The 23,849-nt window shown below is 39.4% G+C and carries 13 protein-coding genes; all 13 read left to right on the forward strand.

All coding sequences use genetic code 11. The annotated features are described in order from the left end of the window. Positions 1 to 31 precede the first annotated feature (31 nt). Positions 32 to 1,660: a beta-N-acetylhexosaminidase gene (locus JIV24_RS16215; protein WP_200466115.1), complete on the forward strand. Its 1,629-nt coding sequence runs from the start codon at positions 32 to 34 to the stop codon at positions 1,658 to 1,660. Between the two features lie 172 nt (positions 1,661 to 1,832). Then, positions 1,833 to 2,954 (forward strand): glycoside hydrolase family protein, encoded by a 1,122-nt coding sequence (locus JIV24_RS16220; protein ID WP_200466116.1) that lies wholly within the window; start codon positions 1,833 to 1,835, stop codon positions 2,952 to 2,954. Positions 2,955 to 3,334: 380 nt separating this feature from the next. Beyond that, positions 3,335 to 4,798, forward strand: a complete 1,464-nt coding sequence (locus JIV24_RS16225) for a sulfatase-like hydrolase/transferase (RefSeq protein ID WP_200466117.1) — start codon at positions 3,335 to 3,337, stop codon at positions 4,796 to 4,798. A gap of 153 nt (positions 4,799 to 4,951) precedes the next feature. After that, a complete protein-coding gene (locus JIV24_RS16230) occupies positions 4,952 to 6,652 on the forward strand; it encodes a T9SS type A sorting domain-containing protein (RefSeq protein WP_200466118.1) in 1,701 nt (566 codons plus the stop codon). A gap of 102 nt (positions 6,653 to 6,754) precedes the next feature. Continuing rightward, a complete protein-coding gene (locus tag JIV24_RS16235) occupies positions 6,755 to 9,931 on the forward strand; it encodes a glycoside hydrolase family 2 TIM barrel-domain containing protein (protein ID WP_200466119.1) in 3,177 nt (1,058 codons plus the stop codon). Positions 9,932 to 10,028: 97 nt separating this feature from the next. Next, positions 10,029 to 11,597, forward strand: coding sequence for a sulfatase family protein (locus tag JIV24_RS16240; protein WP_200466120.1), 1,569 nt, complete (start codon positions 10,029 to 10,031; stop codon positions 11,595 to 11,597). 13 nt (positions 11,598 to 11,610) lie between these two features. Then, the gene (locus JIV24_RS16245) at positions 11,611 to 13,122 is read left to right on the forward strand and encodes a sulfatase family protein (protein ID WP_200466121.1); all 1,512 of its coding nucleotides are present in this window, start codon (positions 11,611 to 11,613) and stop codon (positions 13,120 to 13,122) included. A 476-nt stretch (positions 13,123 to 13,598) separates the two neighbouring features. Beyond that, positions 13,599 to 15,146, forward strand: a complete 1,548-nt coding sequence (locus JIV24_RS16250) for a sulfatase family protein (protein WP_200466122.1) — start codon at positions 13,599 to 13,601, stop codon at positions 15,144 to 15,146. Between the two features lie 6 nt (positions 15,147 to 15,152). After that, the gene (locus JIV24_RS16255; RefSeq protein ID WP_200466123.1) at positions 15,153 to 18,944 is read left to right on the forward strand and encodes a sulfatase-like hydrolase/transferase; all 3,792 of its coding nucleotides are present in this window, start codon (positions 15,153 to 15,155) and stop codon (positions 18,942 to 18,944) included. Between the two features lie 26 nt (positions 18,945 to 18,970). Further along, a complete protein-coding gene (locus JIV24_RS16260) occupies positions 18,971 to 21,301 on the forward strand; it encodes a glycoside hydrolase family 20 protein (protein WP_200466124.1) in 2,331 nt (776 codons plus the stop codon). A gap of 243 nt (positions 21,302 to 21,544) precedes the next feature. Beyond that, positions 21,545 to 22,909, forward strand: coding sequence for an alpha-L-fucosidase (locus JIV24_RS16265; RefSeq protein ID WP_200466125.1), 1,365 nt, complete (start codon positions 21,545 to 21,547; stop codon positions 22,907 to 22,909). Between the two features lie 187 nt (positions 22,910 to 23,096). Then, a complete protein-coding gene (locus JIV24_RS16270; RefSeq protein ID WP_200466126.1) occupies positions 23,097 to 23,411 on the forward strand; it encodes a hypothetical protein in 315 nt (104 codons plus the stop codon). A gap of 81 nt (positions 23,412 to 23,492) precedes the next feature. Next, a complete protein-coding gene (locus JIV24_RS16275) occupies positions 23,493 to 23,798 on the forward strand; it encodes a sulfatase-like hydrolase/transferase (RefSeq protein WP_200466127.1) in 306 nt (101 codons plus the stop codon). Positions 23,799 to 23,849: the final 51 nt, after the last annotated feature.

Consider the following 23,849-nt stretch of genomic DNA (forward strand, 5'->3'; position numbering starts at 1 on the left):
GGCCGATTAAAAAATATACACTGAAGGTGCAATGAAAAGAATTAAACAATTATTAATTTTTAGTGTGGGCTTAACGGCAAGTCTGATTATGAATTCCTGTAATCCTGCAACCCGAACAGAAAAAGCGGATGCAGTATTACCTGTTATACCCCTGCCCGATAAGACTATTGCTTATGAAGGATCTTTTGTTTTAGATGCTTCAACGCAAATAATTACATCATCCGAAGAGCAGAAAAAGGTTGCTCTTTGGTTTACCAAAGAACTGCAAAAGCAGTATGACTTGACTTGTCAAATCGTTAGTTCATCAGAAAAAGAAAATTCAATTCTATTAAAATATGATGAGTTATTGGATGATGAAGCGTATGCTCTGGATATTTACGAAAATAATATATCCATTAAAGCCTCTTCTGAAGCAGGATACTTTTATGCCTTTCAGAGCCTCTTGCAACTGGCACCGGTTACCAAAGAAAAAGTTGAGGTATCAGAAGTGAAAATAAGTCAGGTGAGCATTACCGACAAACCTACCTATCAGTGGAGAGGGCTTATGCTCGATATTTCCCGACATTTTTTTGGACCATCATCCATAAAACAGTTAATTGATCAGATGGCTGCCCAAAAAATGAACAGGCTGCATTTGCACCTGACGGATGATCCGGGATGGCGAATAGAGATTAAAGAATACCCTAAGCTACATGAAATTGGCTCACGTGGGGATCGCTCAAACACCAATGGCCCTTGCATGTATTTGAGCGAAAAAGAAGCAAGGGAAATTACAGCATATGCTAATGAAAGGCAGATAATGATCATTCCTGAAGTGGATATACCAGGCCATTCAGGAGCCATTGAAAGAGCTTATCCTGAATTTAGTGGCGGTAACAATACCCTCAATGTAGCCAATGAAGAGGCGGTTAAAATGATCGAAACTGTAATTATTCGCTTGTCTGAGTTGTTTAATACACCCTATGTTCATTATGGAGGCGATGAAGTACGAAAACATAATTGGAACGGAAGAGCGGATATGCGCGCTAAAATGAACGAACTGGGTCTGAAAAATCAACATGAACTGGAAGGTTGGTTTGACAGAAGAATGGCCAATTTTATTGTAGAATCAGGATTGAAGCCTATTGCTTGGGATGAAGCCTGTGGTTTTGATGTCAATAAGAACACCATTATACAATGGTGGCGCTGCCGACATCCTAAGGTATTAAGGTCCGCCACAAAAAAAGACTACCAGGTAATTATTTCACCTGCTGACTATTCTTACCTGGACTATCCACAGGATTTTAAAGAGGGAGGTGCCAATTGGGAAGGTTTGGATAACGGGCCAAATTCTTTGGAACTCATTTATAAGTGGAAGCACATCCCGGATGGCTTTACTCAAAATATGAAGGATAATGTAATTGGTATTGAAGCGGCTCTCTGGACGGAATTTATCTCGTCTCAGAAACGTTTGGAATATATGGCTTATCCCAGACTATCGGCCATCGCCGAAAAAGCCTGGACAAAAGAAGAAAATATGAACTGGGAATCATTTCAACAAAGGTTAAGCGAACAGTACAGGAGATATGAAATGGCCGGTATTAACTATCGAATTCCTGATATAGATACTGAAGAACGTAAAAACATTCAACCGGAAGCTTTTGAGGGGCCTGTGAAGTGATTTCATAGGCTTTTAATGAAAATGTATTGAGCCTTGTATTCGTATAAGATTGCAGGGAAATTGCTTTTAAAAGCGATTTCCCTGTATATGATTGAGGTGTAATCAGCTGTCGTTTTAAGAACAAATTAGTAATTATTGGAGGTTTATGAGTGCAATACAACATTTCAAGATTATGAGCATACAGAAGTTGTTGCTATACGCCTTTTGTATTATTGGTGTATTTTCATGTAAAAATTATTCATCATCCGATAAGGTGAATGACTTGAAGTGTCTTACATATAAGAACTTGAGTTTTGATACCCTGTCAACAGCGGTAAAAGATAATTTCTTTAAGCATTTAACAAGTGCACATGTGCTTGCAGAACCTGGATATTATGTTTGGGGGGTGTCGGTTATTAAATGGCAAGGAGAATACCATGCCTATTATTCAAGATGGAATAAAAAACATGGGCATAAAGGATGGATGACCAACTGTGAAATTGCGCATGCTGTAGCTTCAAAACCAGAAGGTCCCTTTGAATTTGTCAATGTTGTATTGCATGATAGAAAAAACAGTGGATGGGATATTAATAATGCGCATAACCCTTATGCTATCGTAGCAGATGGGAAAATATGTCTCTATTATATTTCCAACGATATAGGACCTCTAATTAAAGACGATAATGTTGAAATTAATTACCCTGATAGTACTTGGTTTGAAGACAACAGGATACAGGTAAGAAATAGTCAATGCATTGGTGTGGCCATTGCTGATAAGCCAGCAGGACCATTTGTTCGATCTGAGAAACCGGTCGTAAAACCGGATAATGTTAAATTTAAGAACATTGCCGTTAACCCGGCAGTTGTCTACCGCAACAATTCATACACCATGATCATGAAGGGTGACGATGTGAGTAAAGAAAAGTGGTTTAGAATTCAGTTAGTAGGTAAAGCTTCTGCTCCCGACGGGGCGTTTGAATTTTCATCAAAACCAGTTTACGACAAGGCACAAACCGAGGATGCCTGCTTGTGGTTTGACGAAAAACTCAATAAGTATTACATGGTGTGTCATGTCATGCGAAAAAGGGCACTGGCACTTTTTAATTCGGAAAATGGTAACGATTGGCAACTGGATGAAAGGGATGTTTTTATGAAAAAGGAGTTTACGCTGTCGGATGGCACAGTATGGAAACCTGAACGTGTGGAACGTCCATTTGTGTTAACGGATGAAAAAGGCCAACCCATTATGCTCTATGTGGCTGTTGCCGATAAAAATGTGAATGGTAATATTGCGATTCACATAAATCTGGAGTAGGCAATAACAACATTTAATGTTATTAAGATTGTTCAATAGATTCTAAATGATCGTATAGGTTTCTATATTGATTTGGATGTTTTTGGGAAGAAGGATTTTTGGTTTGCCTGATAGGGTTGCAATAGAAGCAGAATGAGGTGTGTAACTTGATTGTTAAAAATATAAGATCCTGTTATTGATTGTAATGGTTCAATGATGTGTAGGTTGAGACCCTCATTTTGAGCGAAAAATCAGTCATATATTGACTAAAATGCAGTCTATATATGAACAGAATATCTTTCATAATTATGCAGAATATATAAACCTTGCAGATAGAAAATACCAATTGACTCAACCATAATGATACATAGTTAGAAGTTAATATTTATTAAATAGAGCACATGAATAAATTCATTTACACCATCTGTACTATCTTTATTCTAGGACTTTGCAGTTGCAATCAAGATAAAAATACTGTAACTGAAGAATCTCGTCCAAATATCATTGTCATTTTGGTCGATGACTTGGGAAAAGAGTGGATTAGTCATTATGGAGCAGAAGATATTTCAACGCCAAATATTGATGCACTGGCGGAAAGCGGAGTGTCGTTTAACAATGTATATTCAATGCCACAATGCACTCCCACAAGGGTCACCATATTAACTGGTCAATACCCATTTAGACATGGCTGGGTAAACCATTGGGATGTTCCACGCTGGGGAGGAAAAGCACATTTTGACGAAACAATGAATCCATCTTTAGGAATAGAAATGAAAAAAGCAGGTTATTCCACCTGTATTGCTGGAAAATGGCAAATCGACGATTTTCGAGTTGAACCAGATGCATTGACAAAAAATGGATTTGATGAATTTTGCATGTGGACGGGATATGAAACGGGAATAGAAGAAAGCGCTGAACGTTATCAAGATCCATACATTTATACAAAAGAGGGCAGTAGAACATATAATGGAGAATTTGGACCCGATATATTTAAAGATTTCGTTATTGGTTTTATAAATAATAACAAGGAAAACCCGATGTTTATATACTATCCAATGGTCTTAACACATACTCCATTCGTGAATACACCACTTGACTCAGCCTCTACCAATTTGGGTAAACATAAAGCAATGGTGAAATATACCGATTTAGTTACTGGAGAAATAATACAGACACTTGAAGATGCGGGTATAAGAGAGAACACAGTAATTATTTGGACGACAGATAATGGAACATCTAGGGCAATTACAGGGAGAAGAAATGGTGTTAAAGTAAGAGGAGGTAAGGCAAAAACAACTGAACCAGGTATCAGTGCACCTTTTATTGTTAGTTGGCCCGGAAAAATCGACTCCAATAGAATTTCAGATGCATTAATTGATTTTAGTGATTTTTTTCCAACCTGTCTTGATTTAGCAGGTGTTGAACCAAAAGAAGAGTGGTTAGTTGGAGGTAAATTGCTTAAGATTGATGGCTACTCTTTCAAAGATGTTTTATTGAAAGGTAAAGATGATTCACACCGAAAATGGATACTAGGTATGGGAGGAGGGAATAATGCCCACCTTACAAAAAATGGGGTTGAAAATCAATATTTATTCAGAGATAGAGTGCTACGAAATGAGAGATATAAATTATACATTAATTCAAAAAGAGAACCTGTAAATTTCTTTGATTTACTTAGTGATTATGAAGAAAGTAATAATCTACTAGATAGTCTAAATACTGAGGAGCGAAAAAGTAATTTCAACCAACTCTATGAGGTCGTACAAACATTTCCCAAAAAAGATAATGACCCAAAATATAATCCAAACCCTTCTCAAACATGGGATGTTAAGGTAACCAGAGAAAGTCAGCTCTGGAAAAAGTAAATAACAAATGTTAACAATGTGTATAATTCATAAGGATTTCGAACGCTATATCCCGCATCAATTTTGGGTGGTAATTTGATTGGCTTGAATTTCGCAATCCCATACGAAAACACACACTAACCGTTGGATTAAATTGTAAAAGTGATGAAAATAATGAATTTAACATATAGTCTGCTTACAGCATTAACGCTATTTGCATTTACATACAATGCAAAAGGGCAAATAACAGTTGATTGTGACTTGAATCAATCATCGCACACCATAAGTGAGTACTTGGTTGGTACCAATTCCATTTATAACTTTATGGGTGAATCATTCTGGGATACCACTGAAATCAAATCTGCTTTAATGGATATGAATTGTGGTTTATTGCGTTATCCCGGGGGTGGTCCCACGAGTTATTATCATTGGAATGACATGAATGGCCAGGGATGGTGGGATAACTGGGATCCGAATTACGACCATAGTAAAGATATGCCTGCGGAAACATTTCTGGATGTAGATGAATACATCGCGCTTTGTAATGAAATTGGCACTATCCCATTGATTGGAATAAATATGAGTTCCGGCCTACATTACAATAGGGTGCAGGATGGGATTGATGAAGCCAAGGCATTGGTGCAATACTGCGTTGATAATAATTACAATGTACAACGCTATTATCTGGATAATGAACCCTATAATGACCATAGTGGTTTTACGATGACCTGGCAACAATATGCAGAACAGGTAAAATTGTATGCACCGGCCATCAGAGCTATTAATCCCGATATTGAGATTATTATCAACTGGAGAGATAACATTAGAAGAACTGATGTTTGGACGCTATTAGAAGAGGTAGGAGATCTTATTGATGTATATGATGCGCACTGGTACTGGAACTGGGCTGAAGCTAGTTTTGATAACTGGGCTACACAGTTGCCAATGGATCCTGATCCGAATTCAGGATCAAGACAATCATATAAACAAGAAATCGAGTTTTTTAACACAAAAGCCGCATCGCTAGGGCTAAACCACCTGAAATTAGCTTCCTTAGAATGGAATATTGGACCCAGTGTAGATATAGCGTCAGTCCCTACTATTTACCAAACAGCTGTAATGCAGTCTGAAATGTTACTTCAGTTTATGGATGGAGGCCTTGATATGGCAGCCCTATGGGCTATTTATTGGCCGGATAATTACAATCCTGCAAAAGCAAGAAAAGCCAATTCCCGTTACCTGGTGCACCCCATCGATGATTTTAAGGTTAGCGATAACGTTGAAATGTTCAAATTGATGTCTGCTGCCAGTGGGAAGACAAAATACAAAACGACTTCAAACAATAATCTCCTCTATCCGCTTGCAGTTTCAAACCCAGAAAAATCAGAGACCTTTGTGTATTTTCTGTACAAGGGGCAAACAGAGATGCCAATAGCCGTTTCAGCACCTACAAGTGATTCGTATGAACTGCATATATTCTCGGCTGACGATGTGGATATGAATAACGGAAGTGTCAAAACAGCACCGCTTACCTATAATGAGACACTTAATAAATATGAATTTAACATGCCGGCTTATTCATTGGCCAGACTTCAGATTGGAGGGATTGCAAGCGATGTTCCGGCAAATGAATCGAATAATGCCTTTATGGAAATTTATCCAAATCCGGTATCCGATGTCCTTAACTTAAATTGTAATAGTAAGCAGCATCCCTTTAGTGTTCAAATAAATTCATTACAAGGGGAGCAGGTGTATTTTCAGGAGCATTCGATTAACGACAATCAAGTGGATGTTTCAGAATTGAACGAAGGTATATACTTTATTACCACAATTCAACACGGAAAATATTCGACAAAAAAGTTTGTAAAAATTTAGGATAGAGGATAGTTGAGATAAGCGCATAAAGCTTACAAGCTATCAGCTTATCTTTTCAGACAATAAATAATTTACTTGAAATTATATAATAGATCAATAACGATGACTGATAAAGTGAAAGTTTTAGCTCTCGCCGCTTTAGCCCTTCTGCTTAGTTTTAATGTGGCAACATCACAAGAAAAATTAGAGTGGGAAAACCCGAAAGTATTTAATCAGAACAAAGAATTACCACATGCCTATTTAATGCCTTTTTCAAGCATAGAGAATGCTTTAACTAAAAAGCATCGGGCATCGGTATTTTACAAGAGTCTTAATGGTACCTGGAAATTTAACTGGGTGCGTAAACCTTCTGACAGACCGGTGAATTTTTATAAGCCAGATTATGATGTAAGTGACTGGGATAATATAAAAGTCCCATCTAATTGGGAGCTTGAGGGATATGGGATTCCTATTTACTGCAATCAACAATATGAGTTTGCAAGTTACAAAGCACCTGTATCTGACGAAATTAAGTTTGTAAATAAAAAGTATGTTGCAAACCCCGGGCAGGTGCCACATGATTATAACCCGGTAGGTTCGTATCGTCGCACATTTGCTGTGCCGGAGAGTTGGGATGGTCGTCAGGTTTTTATACAGTTTGGTGCCGTTAAGTCGGCTTTTTACTTATGGGTAAATGGTCAAAAAGTGGGTTACAGTCAGGGCAGCAAAACAGAAGCTGAATGGGACATCACCCAATACCTGCAAAAAGGAGATAATACCGTAGCGGTGGAAGTTTATCGCTGGAGTGATGGCTCTTATCTGGAGTGTCAGGATTTTTGGCGTATCAGTGGTATTGAGCGAGATGTGTTTATCTACTCAACGCCAAAGGTGCGAATCCGTGATTTCTTTGTGAACGGCGATTTAGATGAGTCCTATACCAACGGAATTCTTAAGGTTGATGTTGACCTAAAGAATCATGTTAAGGGTTATCGTTCGGGTAACTACAAAGTGAATTGTCAGTTGTATGATGCCAACAAAAACATCGTGGCTGAGCAAATACTTCAGGCATCTATTCACAAGAAGGGCGACTTGCACCTATCTTTTGAAAAAGAAATTAAGAACCCATTGAAGTGGACTGCTGAAACACCTGACTTATACACTTTGGTTATCGTGTTAGAAGATTCAAAAGGTAACAAACAGGAGATAGTATCTACACAAATGGGTTTCCGAAAAGTGGAGATTATAGATGATGTATTCCACATAAATGGTGTGGCCGTGCTGATCAAAGGCGTTAATCGTCATGAGCATAACCAGGTAAGCGGGCATGTAGTCAACGAAGAGGATATGCTTAAGGAGGTGAAGCTGATGAAACAGTTTAACATCAATGCCGTTCGTAATTCACATTACCCGACGCATCCGTATTTTTACGAGTTGTGTAACGAATATGGATTGTACATCACAGACGAAGCCAACCTGGAATCTCATTCCATGGGCTATGATAAATATTCACTTGCAAAACATCCCGAGTGGAAGGAAGCACATCTGGACCGTAACATACGCATGGTAGAGCGCAGTAAAAATCACCCTTGTATCATCGTTTGGTCGATGGGGAACGAAGCCGGTGATGGTGATAACTTTACGGCTGTATTTGACTGGATCAAACACCGCGATCCTTCACGCCCTATTCATTACGAGCGTGCTGTGATGGGAGCCAACACGGAGTTGTTTTGTCCGCAGTATCCCGGTGTGAAACGCTTGAAAAAGTATGCTTCAAAGCATCAGACTAAGCCAATGATAATTAGTGAATATGCCCATGCTATGGGTAATAGTACCGGTAATCTGGTTGATCTTTGGGATGTGATTTATGATCCTGCCAATAAACAATTACAGGGTGGTTATATCTGGGACTGGATTGATCAGGGTTTATTGGAGCATGACAAAGAAGGAAGACCTTACTGGACCTATGGTGGTGACTATGGTGAAAACATGCCAACGGATGGTAATTTTGTGTGTAATGGAATTGTTTTTCCGGATATGACACCACATCCCGGTATTTGGGAAGTAAAGTACGCCTATCAGTATGTACGTTTTACGAATGAAGGCCTTGCTCGAGGACAATATAAAATCACGAATTACCATGATTTTATTTCTTTAGACGATTACGATATCCGATGGGGCATTACCGAAAATGGAGAAGAAATTCAATTTGGATATGTGGATCTGAACCTTGAAGCTCATAAAAGTGAGGTTGTGACAGTTGATTTATCTAAAATCAATGCGATGCCGGGAGAAGAGTATTTTATTGACTTTTCGGTACGTTTGAAACGACCAACTCCAATTCTGGAAGAAGGTCATGAAGTGGCACATGAACAGTTCGCACTTGAGTTGACTGACAAGGAACAGCCTATGCTAGCAGATAACTATGCATCGATAAGTGCCAAAGATTTGAATGGACAAATTGAGGTTTCAGGGCAAAACTTCTCTATCACCTTTGATAAGTCAGCTGGTACCGTAAGCGAATGGATAGTTAATGGAACAGCATTGCTACAAAAAGGACCCGGTGTTAACTTCTGGCGAGCTCCTAACGATAACGATAAAGGCAGTAAGATGATTGATCGTTTGGGTATTTGGCGCGAAGTAAGCCATACAGCTCAGGTAGAATCGGTTAAATTGGAGCAAAGTGCTGACGATAGGGCGATCATCAAAGTAAACCTGAATCATCGCTCAATAGAATCGTCACAAACAATAAGCTATGAGGTTTTAGGTAACGGGCGTGTAAATATTGCAAGTCAACTGACTCTTGGTAAGGATGATCTGCCGGATATGCCTCGTTTTGGATTGCGTATGCAAATGCCGGTTGAGTTCGACAATTTGAAATTTTTTGGTCATGGGCCGCATGAAAACTATATCGATCGTAGACATAGTGCTTTTGTGGGACAATACGAGAGTAAAGTAGCGGATCAGTATGTGCCGTATGTGCGACCACAGGAAAATGGCTATAAATCAGGAGCCCGTTGGTTCGAACTGAGAAATAACGATGGTTGGGGATTGCGAATCAGTGGATCACCACAACTGGGTTTCTCAGCACTTCATAATCCAATTGAAGATTTTGATCAGGAAACACATGAGGAATTTAAACATTTGAATGATATTATTAAAAAAGATGGTGTGTTCATAACATTTGATTTAAAACAAATGGGTGTGGGAGCTGATAATTCATGGGGTGCTAAGCCTTATGAACAATATTTGATTTCGGCTGACAACTATGAGTTTAAGCTGAGCATTGAACCCGTTTTTTAAATAATTATAAACCGGGGAGATGAAATATTGAGTAGTTCCGGATTATATGACAGATAAGTAGTTTTAGTTTTTGAATAAACGTATTTAAGTAATTGGTATGGTACTATATAAATTTTTGAAGCTAAGCATAGCTGCTGTATGCTTATTAACAGTTTGCTCAGCATGTTCGATTGAGGGTGGGGATTCAGATAATCAAATTCCCAATATCGTTATTATTTATGGTGATGATGTAGGTTTTGGGGATGTAGGGGCTTATGGTTCTCAACTTATTCCTACGCCTAATATCGATGCATTGGCTGAGGGTGGCTTACGCTTTACCGACGGGCATTGTACGGCCTCTACCTGTACGCCGTCAAGGTTCTCATTATTAACCGGTGCTTATGGCTTCAGGTACAATGCAAATGTATTACCTCCTAATGCTCCGCTACTTATTCCGGTGGATATGATGACCTTGCCCAAGATGTTAAAAAAGGCCGGGTATGAAACCGGGATTGTTGGTAAGTGGCACCTGGGTATTGGCGAGAAAGGCGTTTTAACGGATTGGAACGGAGATGTGAAACCCGGACCAATTGAAGTCGGATTCAATTCCTCTTTTTTACTGCCTTCTACCAATGATCGTGTGCCAACCGTTTATCTGGATGGACATAGGGTGCTTAATCTGGATAAAAACGATTCGCTTTTTGTTGGGAAAAGGTCATATATAAAAAGCAAAAACCATGTAACGCAATACCCTGATGGGAAAACCAATCGGGAGGCAATGACCTACTACCAGAGTTCACATGGTCATAATAACTCTGTAACCAATGGCATTGGTAGGATTGGTTATATGGCAGGTGGAAAATCAGCTCTTTGGGATGATGAAACCATGACAGATGTGTTTGTGGATAAAGCAAAAGCCTACATTCGAAAGAACAAGGAAAAACCATTTTTTCTGTACTATGCCGCACAGGATATTCATGTGCCACGGACCCCTCATCCACGTTTCCAGGGAAAAACAACACTAGGTTATAGAGGAGATGCTATGGTACAGTTTGACTGGGCAACAGGAGAAATTATGAAAGCCTTGGAAGAGAATGGTTTGACAGACAATACAATAGTGATTTTCTCAAGTGACAATGGCCCGGTATATGACGATGGTTATGAGGATGGAACCACTGTAGTGACTTCAACTGAAGAAATTGATAATGAGCATGATGGCTCCGGAATATACCGGGGAGGAAAGTATCAGATTTATGAAGGAGGAACCAGAGTGCCATTTATTGTTAGTTGGCCGGCTAAGATTAAACCTGGAGTTTCAAATGCATTGGTAAATCAGGTTGACCTATTAGGGTCTCTTGCTAGTTTCCTTAATGTCCCCCTAAATGATGATGAAGGCATTGACAGCCGAAACACCATGGATGCCTTTTTAGGAAAAAGTGAGCAAGGATTGCCCGATATGATTGAAGAAGCGATCAAACATAAAGCCTTAAGACGTGGAGATTGGAAATTTATTCCTGCTCATCATCGGACTTATGCCAGCCCTGAGATGGGCAAGCAGTTATATAATCTTGCCAATGATCCTGGCGAACAGAATAACCTGATTGAAGAGCAACCTGAAATTGCGAAATCGATGGCTGAAGAGCTTGGAAAACTTATAAATTGTGAATCCATACGATTGAACAGGTAATAATAGTAAATCTATGAAGCGATCAATTCTTAAGCAGATGCAGCAAGTTGTGTCACCTTTTTTATTATGCATATCTGTTTCATTATTTGCAGGAGCATGTAACAAGGCGGCCAAAGAAAATAATAAAAAGGCAGAGGTTCCCAATGTTATCTTAATAATGGCTGATGATATGGGGTGGGGTGATACCGGATACAATGGTAATACCCTCATAAAAACACCTGCGCTGGATCAAATGGCCCGGGAAGGTATCCAGTTTAATCGGTTTTACTCCGCTTCCGCAGTGTGTTCACCTACCAGGGCCAGTGTACTGACAGGCAGAAATCCATTCCGCATGGGTGTATTTACTGCCAATGCAGGTATTCTGCGCCCGGAAGAGGTAACTCTCCCAGAGCTGCTAAAGGAGCAGGGGTATAATACGGGGCATTTTGGCAAATGGCACCTGGGGACATTAACTGACACGGAAAAAGATGCCAACAGGGGTCGGGTTGGTAATATTAAAGAATATAACCCACCTGCTTTGCATGGTTACGATGCAGCGTTTGTGACCGAATCGAAAGTGCCCACCTATGATCCAATGAAAAAACCAAAGGGAAGACATATTCAGGCAGGCTGGGACTGTCTGAAGGAAGGAGAGGATTTTGTTCCTTACGGTACGTATTATTGGGATATAGAGGGGAGTAAAGTTACTGAAAACCTGGATGGTGATGATAGCCGGGTGATCATGGATCGAGTACTGCCTTTTATTGATCAATCCCTCAATGAAGGGAATCCGTTTTTTAGTGTCATATGGTTCCATACCCCACACATGCCTTGTGTAGCAGGGCCGCGTCATCAGGAGATGTATAAGGAGCAGGATGTGCTGACACGAAACTATGCCGGTTGTATTACGGCTATGGATGAGCAGATTGGCCGCTTACGCAACTTTCTAAAAGAGAAGGGGGTTGATTCCAACACCATGATCTGGTTTTGTAGTGACAACGGACCTGAGCATACCAATCCCGGATCGGCGGGACCCTATTTGGAACGCAAGCGATCGTTGCATGAAGGAGGAGTTCGAGTGCCCGGATTGCTGGTTTGGCCCGGTAAAATACAGCATGCCTTTGAAACAGATATTCCCTGTGTTACTTCTGATTATTTGCCAACCATCACGGATGTATTGCAAATTGAAAAAGATAAAACGCCATACCAGCTGGACGGAATAAGTTTATTACCTTTAATTGAAGGGAAGATGAAGCAGCGGAATGAGGCTATTGGTTTTTGTTTTGACAATCAGGTGAGTTATTCCGATGATACCTTTAAATTGTATGCACGTCAGGGAGAGTTTGTGATGTATAATATCGCGGTTGATCCTTCTGAAGCCAATCCCATTGAAAATGGTGGTAAGGAAATGAACCGTCTGAAAGAAGAATTTATGGTATTTCTGGAATCCTGCCAAAACAGTTTTAAGGGGAAGGAATATGGTACTCAATCCTATGACAAGCTGGAACAAAAGTGGAAGAACCCTTTAAAGAAAAAAAAGAAATAGAATAATTATTGTTCACAATTCAATAGCGTCCTAAACGTTTTTAGAATATGTTAGTAAAATGAATTAAAAGAGAATGTTATGGAGTTATTTTATTTTAGGGGGTGTTTTCTCCGCATCATGCTTTTGGGCCTCTTTAAAAATAGCTTGGTTGCACTTAAGCTCTAGATAAATAAGAAAGTTATTTTTAGAGTAGCCTTGACCTTTTTTGCTTCGTTTTTTGGGTCAAGCCAAAAATATGAAGTCGGGTTTGGGTGGAAAACCCAATAGAATTAATAATTAGGACAATATATTCACAATTCTTTATTGTGATGAAACTATACAGATTATTAATGCTCTCATGACGATGGGGGTAGGCGATGATAATTCGTGGGTTGATATGCCTAATGAGCAGTATCTTATAACAGTTAAGGACTGCTTGTTCATCGTTGCCATTGAACCGATTAATAAATAATATTGAAGATCAAAAAACTATATTCATGAAGAAAACCATTATCTTTTTTATTGTTGCGCTCTTGTTCATAGGGTGTTCTAGAAGAGTTCAGAAGGCTGAGAAACCTAATATTCTGTTTATCATGTCTGATGATCATACTTCACAAGCATGGGGGATTTACGGAGGTGTATTGAAGGACTATGTTCACGCACCTAATATCAATCGTTTGGCCGATGAGGGTGTAGTCCTGGATAATTGTTTTTGTACAAATTCCATATGTGTGCCCAGCAGGGCAACGATCTTAACCGGTCAGTATTCGCACCGTAATGGCGTTTATATGTTGCGCGACAAGGCCAGACAGGATAGTTTAAATATTGCCAAGGTACTAAATGAAGCCGGTTATCAGACTGCTATTGTTGGTAAATGGCATCTGAAAACACAACCTCAGGGCTTTGATTATTTCAATGTACTACCTGATCAGGGAGTATATCATAATCCTGTTTTAAAATCAAAAGAAAATTGGCAGGATGGCTACAAAGGCGGTAAGGTATATGAAGGCTTTTCAACCGATGTGATAACGGACCTGACCATCGACTGGCTGGATAAAAGAGATGAGTCTAAACCATTTATGATGATGTGTCACTTTAAGGCCACACATGAGCCTTTTGATTTCCCTGATCGCTTTAAAAATCTTTACGATGATGTTGAGATACCAGAACCGGCTTCCTTGTATGATTTTGACCCGAGGGTGAGCGGACGAACTTTTATAGGGCAATCTCTGGAAAAACTGGCCTGGCGATGGGAAACGGCTTCAAAAGATCCGGATAAGTGGTGGTGTAAATACCCTGAATTGCCTTTCTCAACAGAAAATTTGGATTCCGTCGCTGCCCGAAAAAAGACCTACCAAAAACTGGTAAAAGACTTTATGCGCTGCGGTGCAACAATCGACGATAATATTGGACGCCTACTTGATTACCTAAAAGCACAAGGGCTGGATGAAAACACCGTTGTGATATATACTTCGGATCAGGGTTATTTCCTGGGTGAACATGGCTTTTTTGATAAGCGTATGATTTTGGAAGAGTCACTGCGTATGCCTTTTGTGATAAAGTACCCTCAGGAGATTGAAGGAGGTAAACGAATTCAGGATATCATTCTGAATATTGACTTCGCAGCTCTTTTTGCCGATTATGCGGGAGTAAAAAGTGTTGAATCGTTTCAAGGGAAAAGTTTCAGAGATAATCTGAAAGGAAATACCAAGGATGGCTGGCGAAAGTCGATGTATTACCGTTACTGGGAGCATTCGCCCGATCGTCCGGCACATATCGGTATTAGAAATGAACAGCATAAGTTGATTTTCTTTTATGGTCGGGCAATGGATGAAGATTCTGATGTTCAATCGACTCTGCCAGCATGGGAGTTCTATGACTTGGTGAATGATCCGAATGAATTGCATAATGCCTATGCCGATGAGTCATATGCTGATGTTATTAGGGAGATGAAGGAAGAGTTGAAGAAACAAAGAAGAGAATTGGGAGATGATGACAGGGAACGCACTTGGATAAAAGATATTATTGATCAACACTTAAACTAAATAAAGATGTTTGTGATAAGAATTGTTTGTGCATTGTTGATTTGCAGCATTTTCATGGCATGCAACCAAAGCACCGAACAGGAGCCGACGCCAAATGTTGTGATCTTCTTTTTGGATGATTCCGGGTGGAGTGATTTCTCGCCCTTTGGCGAAGAGCACCATGTAACACCTAATGTGCAAAAGTTAGCTGATGAAGGCTGTACTTTTACCAATTTTTATGTGCCTCAGGCGATTTGTTCTGCATCAAGGGCTGCTTTAATGACAGGTTGTTATCCCGGGCGTACAAAAGTATTCGGAGCTCATGGTCCAGGAGAAGTCGGGTTGGATCCAAGCTACACAACCATGGGAGAGATATTTCAGAAAGGGGGTTATAAAACAGGTGTTTTTGGAAAATGGCATATTGGCGATACACCTGCTACACGGCCTGCAAACCGGGGGTTTGACGAATCGGCTGGTTTGATGTATTCCAATGACATGTGGGAGCATCATGCAACGGCTCCTAAATATTGGGGGCAATGGCCATTGCAATATTGGAAAAACAATGAGGTGGTGATTGATAAGATTACCCCTGAGCATCAGGAGCAATTAACGCAGATGGCGACTAAAGAGTCCTTGTCCTTTATTAAGAAACATAAGGATCAGCCTTTCTTCTTGTATGTACCATACTCAATGCCACATGTACCTTTGTATTGCAGTAACGAATTTAAAGGAAAATCAGGTACAGGCTTATATGGAGATGTATTAATGGAAATAGATTGGTCTGTTGGGAAAATATTAACACAGATCAAAGAAAGCGGACTGGAGGATAATACCATTGTTGTTTTTTCATCCGATAATGGCCCCTGGGCTGTATATGGCGAACATGCTGGTTTTACTCCTTTCAGAGAAGCTAAAGCAACCTCTTTCGATGGAGGTGTCAAGTCAGCTTGCATTATTAAATATCCTGGACAGATTAAGCAAGGCAGTACTAATGCTGGTTTATTCTGTTCCATTGATTTGTTACCTAGTCTGTCGGCAATAACAGGTGTAGGTTTACCACCTGATTTAATTGATGGTAAAGATGTATCGCCATTAATTTTAGGTGATTCATCCTTTAAAAATCCGCATAAATATTACGCTATCAGCAGGGGTAATAACCTTGAAAGTATTATTAGTAGTGACGGAAAGTGGAAATTGCACTTGCCACATAAATATCATACTGTCATTGAAGGTGGTAAAGACGGAATGGCTGGTAAACAGGAAAATAAAGAGATAGCTTTGTCTCTTTTTAAATTAGTAGATGATCCAACAGAATCTGAAAATGTGATAAATGAATATCCTGAGATCGCTGAGGAATTAAAGGGATTTGGAGAAATCCATTATTCGAATTTTTTTAGTAATAAAGAGGAAAAAGCACTTGACTTAGTAGAAAATTTGAGCTTAAAGGGGTATGACGATGAACACGAAGAATATCCTTCTTTAGTGACAGATGGAAATGGTCAAATGTGGACCTTTGCGCTACGAAGAATAAGCTATCCTGAAAATACAGAATTAATATCTGCATATCATTTTGATGGAAAAAAGTGGCAGGATGTAGATCCTATTACGACATCGACTGACAAATATGAAGTGCCTGTAGCTGCATGTGCCAAGAATGGAAAACCTATTGTTGCTTGGGCTGAAATAAAAGGGCAGGATTGGATCATAAACGCCTCACGGATGACTACTGATGGTTTTAGTACGCCACATGCTTTCCCTGTATCAAGTGGCAGATCAATCAATCCGGAATTATTGGCTTTAGAAGGAAGCAGAAACTGGATTGCCTGGGAAAATCTGCACAATGGTATATTTAAAATTTATATCAGCAAATTTGAAAACGGACAATGGTCCGAGCCTGTAATCATAGATAAAGGGAATAACAGTTGTTTTGACCCAAGTATGGCACAGGCTAAAAACGGTGATCTTTATGTGGCTTATGGTCTGACAAATGGCTTTCATCAAGACATAGAAATGACTATTCTGGACGGTGAATCACTTCAAGTAAAAAAAGTTGTTCCTGTTGCTATTGGAGGTGGCCATAAGAATCGGGTAAATATAAATTCAAGACCAGCACTGGCTTTTGATGCATGGGACAATTTATGGATTAGCTACGAAAATAACAGAAATGCCAGTCGTTTTGAAGATGGTGATAATTACACAGGCGATCGCTGTTGTGCCATTTTATCCTATCAAAACGGCAAGATTGTAGAAGTGCAGAATAAGGATAAATGGTTGTTTTCGGGAGTGAATGATCATATTCCGACCTTTTTTAAAGATAATAATGGTAACCTGTTTTTAGCCACGCACTGTGGTGGTGATTTTTCAAATAATGGTTGGAAATATCGCTTGTCATGGTTGGATCCGGGAAAAGGCTGGCAGGAGCCTGTTACTTTGTTTGATACAAAAATAAAGGGTCTGATGAATGCGCCCGCCTTGGCTTTTGATGGCAAGGGTGATTTGTGGCTGGCCACAATAAACGAAAAAACCATTAAAAACAATCCAAATGAGCATTCATGTGATATTCAGCATGCGCGATTAACGGAGTTGAATGTGATGCGGTTTGTTGCACCAAATTTATCAGGCAAGTATAATACTGTTTCATTTACCAAAACAACGGTTGAGGAGTTTACTCCGGATGAGAAGAGCATCGGAACTTATAGCGGGCACCCTAGAGTTGAAAGACGAAAAATGACCATTAATGGTGAAGCCTATACTTTATTATACGGAAATCTCCATGAGCATTCAAACAGCTCCAATTGCTGGCCTGCAGGAACTGATGGCACCTTGCATGATGATTATCGCTTTGGTATGTATTCTGAGGCTTACGACTTCTTTGGCATGACGGATCATGATGCAAGCACAAGCGAAATATATTGGCGCAGAAACCTGAGGATGGCAGACTTTTATAATGAGTCGGATAATTTCGTTGCCATTCCGGCTATTGAATGGGCGCTTCAGTCAGATCGTGCACTTGATGATATTCAGCATGGTGCCGGACATTACAATATAATTTTTGCCAGCACAACCGATGCCCAAAAATATACGCGCAATAAGCATGAATTATATAGTGCATTTACGCCTGAATCAAGCCCAAGTCCCAGGTTGTGGGCAATGTTAGATAAAAATGATATTGAGTGCGTAACAATTCCTCATCATGTGGCCGATGAAGTGCATCCGCTTGACTGGAATGTTTACAATCCGAAATATGTTCCCATTGTAGATATCTTTCAGTGCAGGGGTAACCATGAGTACAGAGGCTGTCCAAGAGAAAACAATGTAAGCCGACATACCACAACCAAATATGACAGAGCTTTTGTAGATTATGCATTGAGAGATAAAAAATACAAAATGGGATTTATTGCCAGTGGCGATCACAATAACATGGGTGTTGGTTTGGCGGGACTTTGGGTTAAAGAAGTGAGTCGTAAAGGCATTATTGAAGCACTGCGAAGCAGGCGTACTTTTGCCACTACGGGCGATAAGATTTTTATTGATTTGAAAATGAATGAAACTATAATGGGGGAGACCTGCAATATTGATCAGGAGCCAAAACTGACAATAGAAGTTGTTGGTCAATATCCATTAGAAAAAGTTGAAATACTTCGAAACAGTAAGGTGATCCATGTTTTTGATATTGAGGATGGTGGGGCAGCCTTTAAGGGCGTTTACACAGATAAGGATTACAAAGACGAGAAGGAGGTATTGTATTACTATATCCGTGCTACTCAAAAAAATAACGAACTGGCATGGTCAAGCCCTATCTGGGTAGAAAAGAAATAAAAGTGTTTTTTTTAAATAGAGAAAGAATGATATTACATACATACATGAGGTGCATTGTTTTAATGGTTGTGCTACAGTTCTATCAAAATGGTTTAGCACAAGCTCCCATTAATGTTATACCAATGCCCAACCAGGTACACTATCAGGAAGGTAGTTTTGATATTAATGCGAGAACAATAGTTGTAGGTGATGATAAGGTGTTAATCAAGCAATGCCAGCAATTAATTAAAGCTGCAACAGGCTTTAACCTGAATACTGCTGAGACCTCAGATCTGGATAACAATGTAATTAAGCTGGAGCTAAATGATGCTTCAGTTGGTGCATCAAATGAGGCGTATTCTCTGTCCATTAATAGTAATGGTGTTTTTATTCGTGGTGGTGTACATGGTATATTCAATGGTTTGCAAACACTAAGGCAGTTATTTATTCCTGCCAGTGGTGTTCATCGTAGCTCATCCACCTTGGCTTACCTTAGTATTGAAGATGAGCCTCGTTTTTCATGGAGAGGATTAATGTTGGATGTATCTCGTCATTTTTATCCGGTTGAAGATATCAAGCGCTTTATCGATTACCTGGCCTTTCACAAAATGAATGTGTTTCACTGGCACCTGGTGGATAATCAGGGTTGGCGCATCGAAATAAAGAAATACCCCCGCTTAACAGAAGTGGGAGCATGGCGTCCAGATCGGGAGCATGAACATTGGCGCACAAGAACATGGCCTTCTGATGATGAAGCTAAAAGCTATGGGGGTTATTATACACAGGATGAGATAAGGGATATAGTGGCCTATGCAAAAGAACGATTTGTTACCGTTGTGCCTGAAATTGAAATGCCGGCTCATGTGTATAGCGCCCTGGCGGCCTATCCCGAATACTCCTGCTTTAACAATGACATTAAAGTACCAGCAGGTGCCAATTGGCCTAACTATGAAATTTATTGTGCCGGTAAGGAATCAACCTTTGGGTTTTTAGAAGATGTACTTCATGAAGTCATGGATCTGTTTCCATCTGAATACATTCATATTGGTGGTGACGAAGCAGATTATGCCCAATGGGAAAAGTGCCCCGACTGTCAGGCGCGAATAAAGTCTGAAAACTTGAGTGATGAAAAAGAACTGCAAAGCTATTTTATTAAGCGCATCGATCAGTTCTTAGGTGAAAATAACCGCAAGTTGCTTGGTTGGGATGAAATACTCTATGGTGGTTTGGCAAAGAACGCAACGGTCATGTATTGGCGAGGATGGCACAAGGATGCACCGAAGGAAGCTACTTCAACTGGCAATAACATGATCATGACCACCAATAACTATTGTTATTTTAATTATTATCAGGGTGATCGTATGCACGAACCCTTGGCACGAAAATTTAACATTCCTATTTCAAAGGTTTATAACTGGCAGGTTATTCCTGAAGGGCTAAACGAAGAAGAGCAACAAAGAATTTTGGGTGCTCAGGCTAACTTGTGGGGTGAATATATTCAGCATTCTAAAATAGCAGAAGAAATGGTTTTTCCCCGCTTAGCGGCTCTTTCAGAAAGTCTTTGGACAATGCCGGATAATAAAAACTGGGATTCATTTTGCCAAAGGGTGCCTCATCTATTCCGCTGGTATGATGTTATGGATCTGAATTACTCTAAAGCGATATTCTTGCCTAAGGTAAATGCAAATACCGACTCTCTTGATAATAACCAGATTGTTGTAGAATTGCATAAAGAAAGCAGTATTGGCAAGATACATTACGAATTAAATGGAGAAACGCCAACAAGCTCTTCTCCGGTATATACGATTCCGCTTAAGCTAACATCTACTACAGCCCTGAAAGCCGCCACTTTTATAGATGATGACATGGCAGGAGACATTACTGAGCGCTTGTTTGATTTTCATAAAGCCTACCGGGCACAAATTGTTCTAAAAGAAAGCTATCATAAAGATTACACAGCAGGAGGTGATATGGGTTTGCTGGATGGTTTGCAAGGGACAAAAAATATGAAGGATGGGCATTGGCAAGGTTTTTATATGAACGATTTTTCTGCAGTAATTGATCTGAATAAAAAACAAGAACTCACACAGGCAAGTATCACTTGTTTGCAATCAGCTACGAGTGGTATTTATCTTCCCAAAGAGATGAGTCTTGAAATTTCAATGAATGGGAAGCAGTGGAAGAGTATTGAAACAATAAGTCATGATATATCTTCAAAATATAACGGTGATGTAATCTATAAATTCAGCTTTGACAATTTGAACGCAAAAGCCCGATACATTCGTATCTCTGCAGTTAATTTAAAACAAGCACCTGTGAGTGCCCTGGAAAAACGTTTAAATGCATGGATATTTATTGATGAAATAAAAGTGTGGTAGATAATTCGAACATTGATAATGTAATGGAACAACCATGCAAATTTGATTATCCAAATTGACACACAGGTGAATGATGGAATATATTTGGGACTTTCATTGTCATGAAAAAGTACCGACATAACGCCCTATATAGGACAAATACAACTTAAATGATATCTTTAATTTGAAATGAAAGGGTTTTTACACAAACTCACGTTGTGCTGCATGCAGGAATTTGCATAGTAACTATTAAAATTTAAAAATATGAAGAGAAATTACATATTATTAATATCACTAATTTTGGTATTGCCAATCTATGTTCTCGGACAAAAAGAAGAAAATAATTCAAATGATAATGTTTTGAATTTTCTGAATTTAAAATTTGGAATGTTTATTCATTATAACATGGGCACCTATCAAGCAGAGCAATGGGCATATCCTTTTCATGACCCAAAAGATTTTAGACCATCACAATTAGATTGTAATCAATGGGCGCAGGCAGCAAAATCATCGGGTATGCAATATGCCGTTTTTACCACCAAGCACCACGATGGTTTTTGCCTTTGGGATACAAAAGTTACCAATTACGACATTGCTTCCGCAGATAAAAAGTATAAGAACCTTGATATAGTAAAAGAATACACTGGTGCATTTCGTAATGCAGGAATTAAAGTTGGATTATATTTTTCGGTATGGGACAGACATCATGGAATTCAGCATGGTAACATGAACCAGATAAATATTAATTTTACCAAAGAACAATTAACTGAGTTGCTTACCAATTATGGCGATATAGCATGTATTGTTATCGATGGATGGGGGTCTAAATGGGGAGATGGTCCTGATTTTGAGGAACTACCATATAAAACTTTGGCAGAACATATACATTCAATTCAGCCCAACTGTTTGGTAATAAATCATAGTTGTCGTCCCGATTTAAATTACACACAAATAGTTCACTACGAGGCAACGCATGGCCAGCATTGTCCGTTCGATAATACTATTCCATCACAGCAGGGACCGACACTTCAGTCAACTTGGTTTTGGGAAAAAGGTTATGAAAATCAAGAATTAAAATCAGTTGATGAGGTTATTAAGGAACTGAATTTTGCAAATTCTCATTACTCAAATTACCTATTAAATGCTGCACCAAATGATAAAGGATTGATGGATGAAAACGTTTTAGTGCGGTTAAAAGAAATTGGTGATGCTATAACGCTTTCAGCACCATTAAAAAAATTGCCTGAAATTAAGCCAGTACACCTAGGAGTAGAGGTAATGGCATCTAGTTCATCGGGTAAAGAGTTCGGAGCTAATAATATTATTGATGCCGATTTGTTTACACGATGGCAGTATGCCGAGGGCGACGAGGAGAGATGGATAGAATTGGATTTTAAGTCACCAAAAACGTTTAACCGCGTTATATGTGGCGAATGGAAAAGAGCAGTTCAAGCCTTTAAAATTGAAGCTTTTATTAACGGAGAATGGAAATTACTGGTAACAGGAGAAAAGATTGGACACAATTTCAATGCTAGTTTTGAGACTATTTCTGCTCAAAAATATAGACTAACAATTCTTAAAGCATCCAAACTTCCATATATTGCTGAATTAACTTTTGTAAAGTATTAAAATATTAAAGCACGACAGTCATACGCTAGAATAGAGCATATAGCGTCTGTGGCTTTCAGTAAGTGCAGTTAGCTAATCGAACACCGCCAAATCTTTGATTTATGAACAATGTTTATTTTTTAAGGAGTTCATGATTTTCAATTGGCTTTAAAAAGAAAAGATAAAAACAAATAAAAGATTTGGCTCAGTGAAGTTTTGGAAGGTTTGGTTCGTTAAATCGCCAAACGCTTCATATCTAGCCAATCGGAATGACCTGAGGAAATGTACTTCCAACATCCAGGGTGGTGAAAGAACAAAATACGAAGTTGGTGGAAATCGATTCAATTCCTTTAGCCAAAATGTAAGTAAAATGCTCAAAGCCGGTCAATCATTGGAAAAAGCCAAAATGGAATTGTATGACGAAGTACGACAAAATTTCGCTTCATTCCTTAGTGCCAATGCTGGCAACCAACCCTATTGCTATTGGTGGGGCCCAACAAATACTCATCGGAGTTGGGTGTAAGGTTCGGGAAAGAATTTCTGGGGTATTGATCCCGATAGCTTAAAAGGAAAACTTCCCCCTTTCTTGCCCGACGAGCATATTGTGAGACAGGACTTTTCAGATTACCTGGGAGAAGTGATGGCTTTTGATGCCGGTTTGGGTGTCATCATTGAAATGCTTAAAGACAGAGGTGAGCTAAACAATACCTTAATTGTAGTAAGCGGCGACCATGGCATGCCTGGTTTTACGCATGGCAAATGCAATTTATACGACTTTGGCACCAATGTTACACTTGCGGCACGCTGGCCTTCGGTAATAAAACCCGGTAGAGTTGTTGATGACATGGTTAGCCTGATGGATTTAGCACCTACCTTTCTTGATGGTATAGGCCTCCGCAATGACGTATAGTTTGTTATGATAAAACTTTGAAGTTTTGTATCCATATTTTCAATAAAAAGG

This window comes from Carboxylicivirga marina, from assembly GCF_016612505.1.
GTDB classification, from domain to species: domain Bacteria; phylum Bacteroidota; class Bacteroidia; order Bacteroidales; family Marinilabiliaceae; genus Carboxylicivirga; species Carboxylicivirga marina.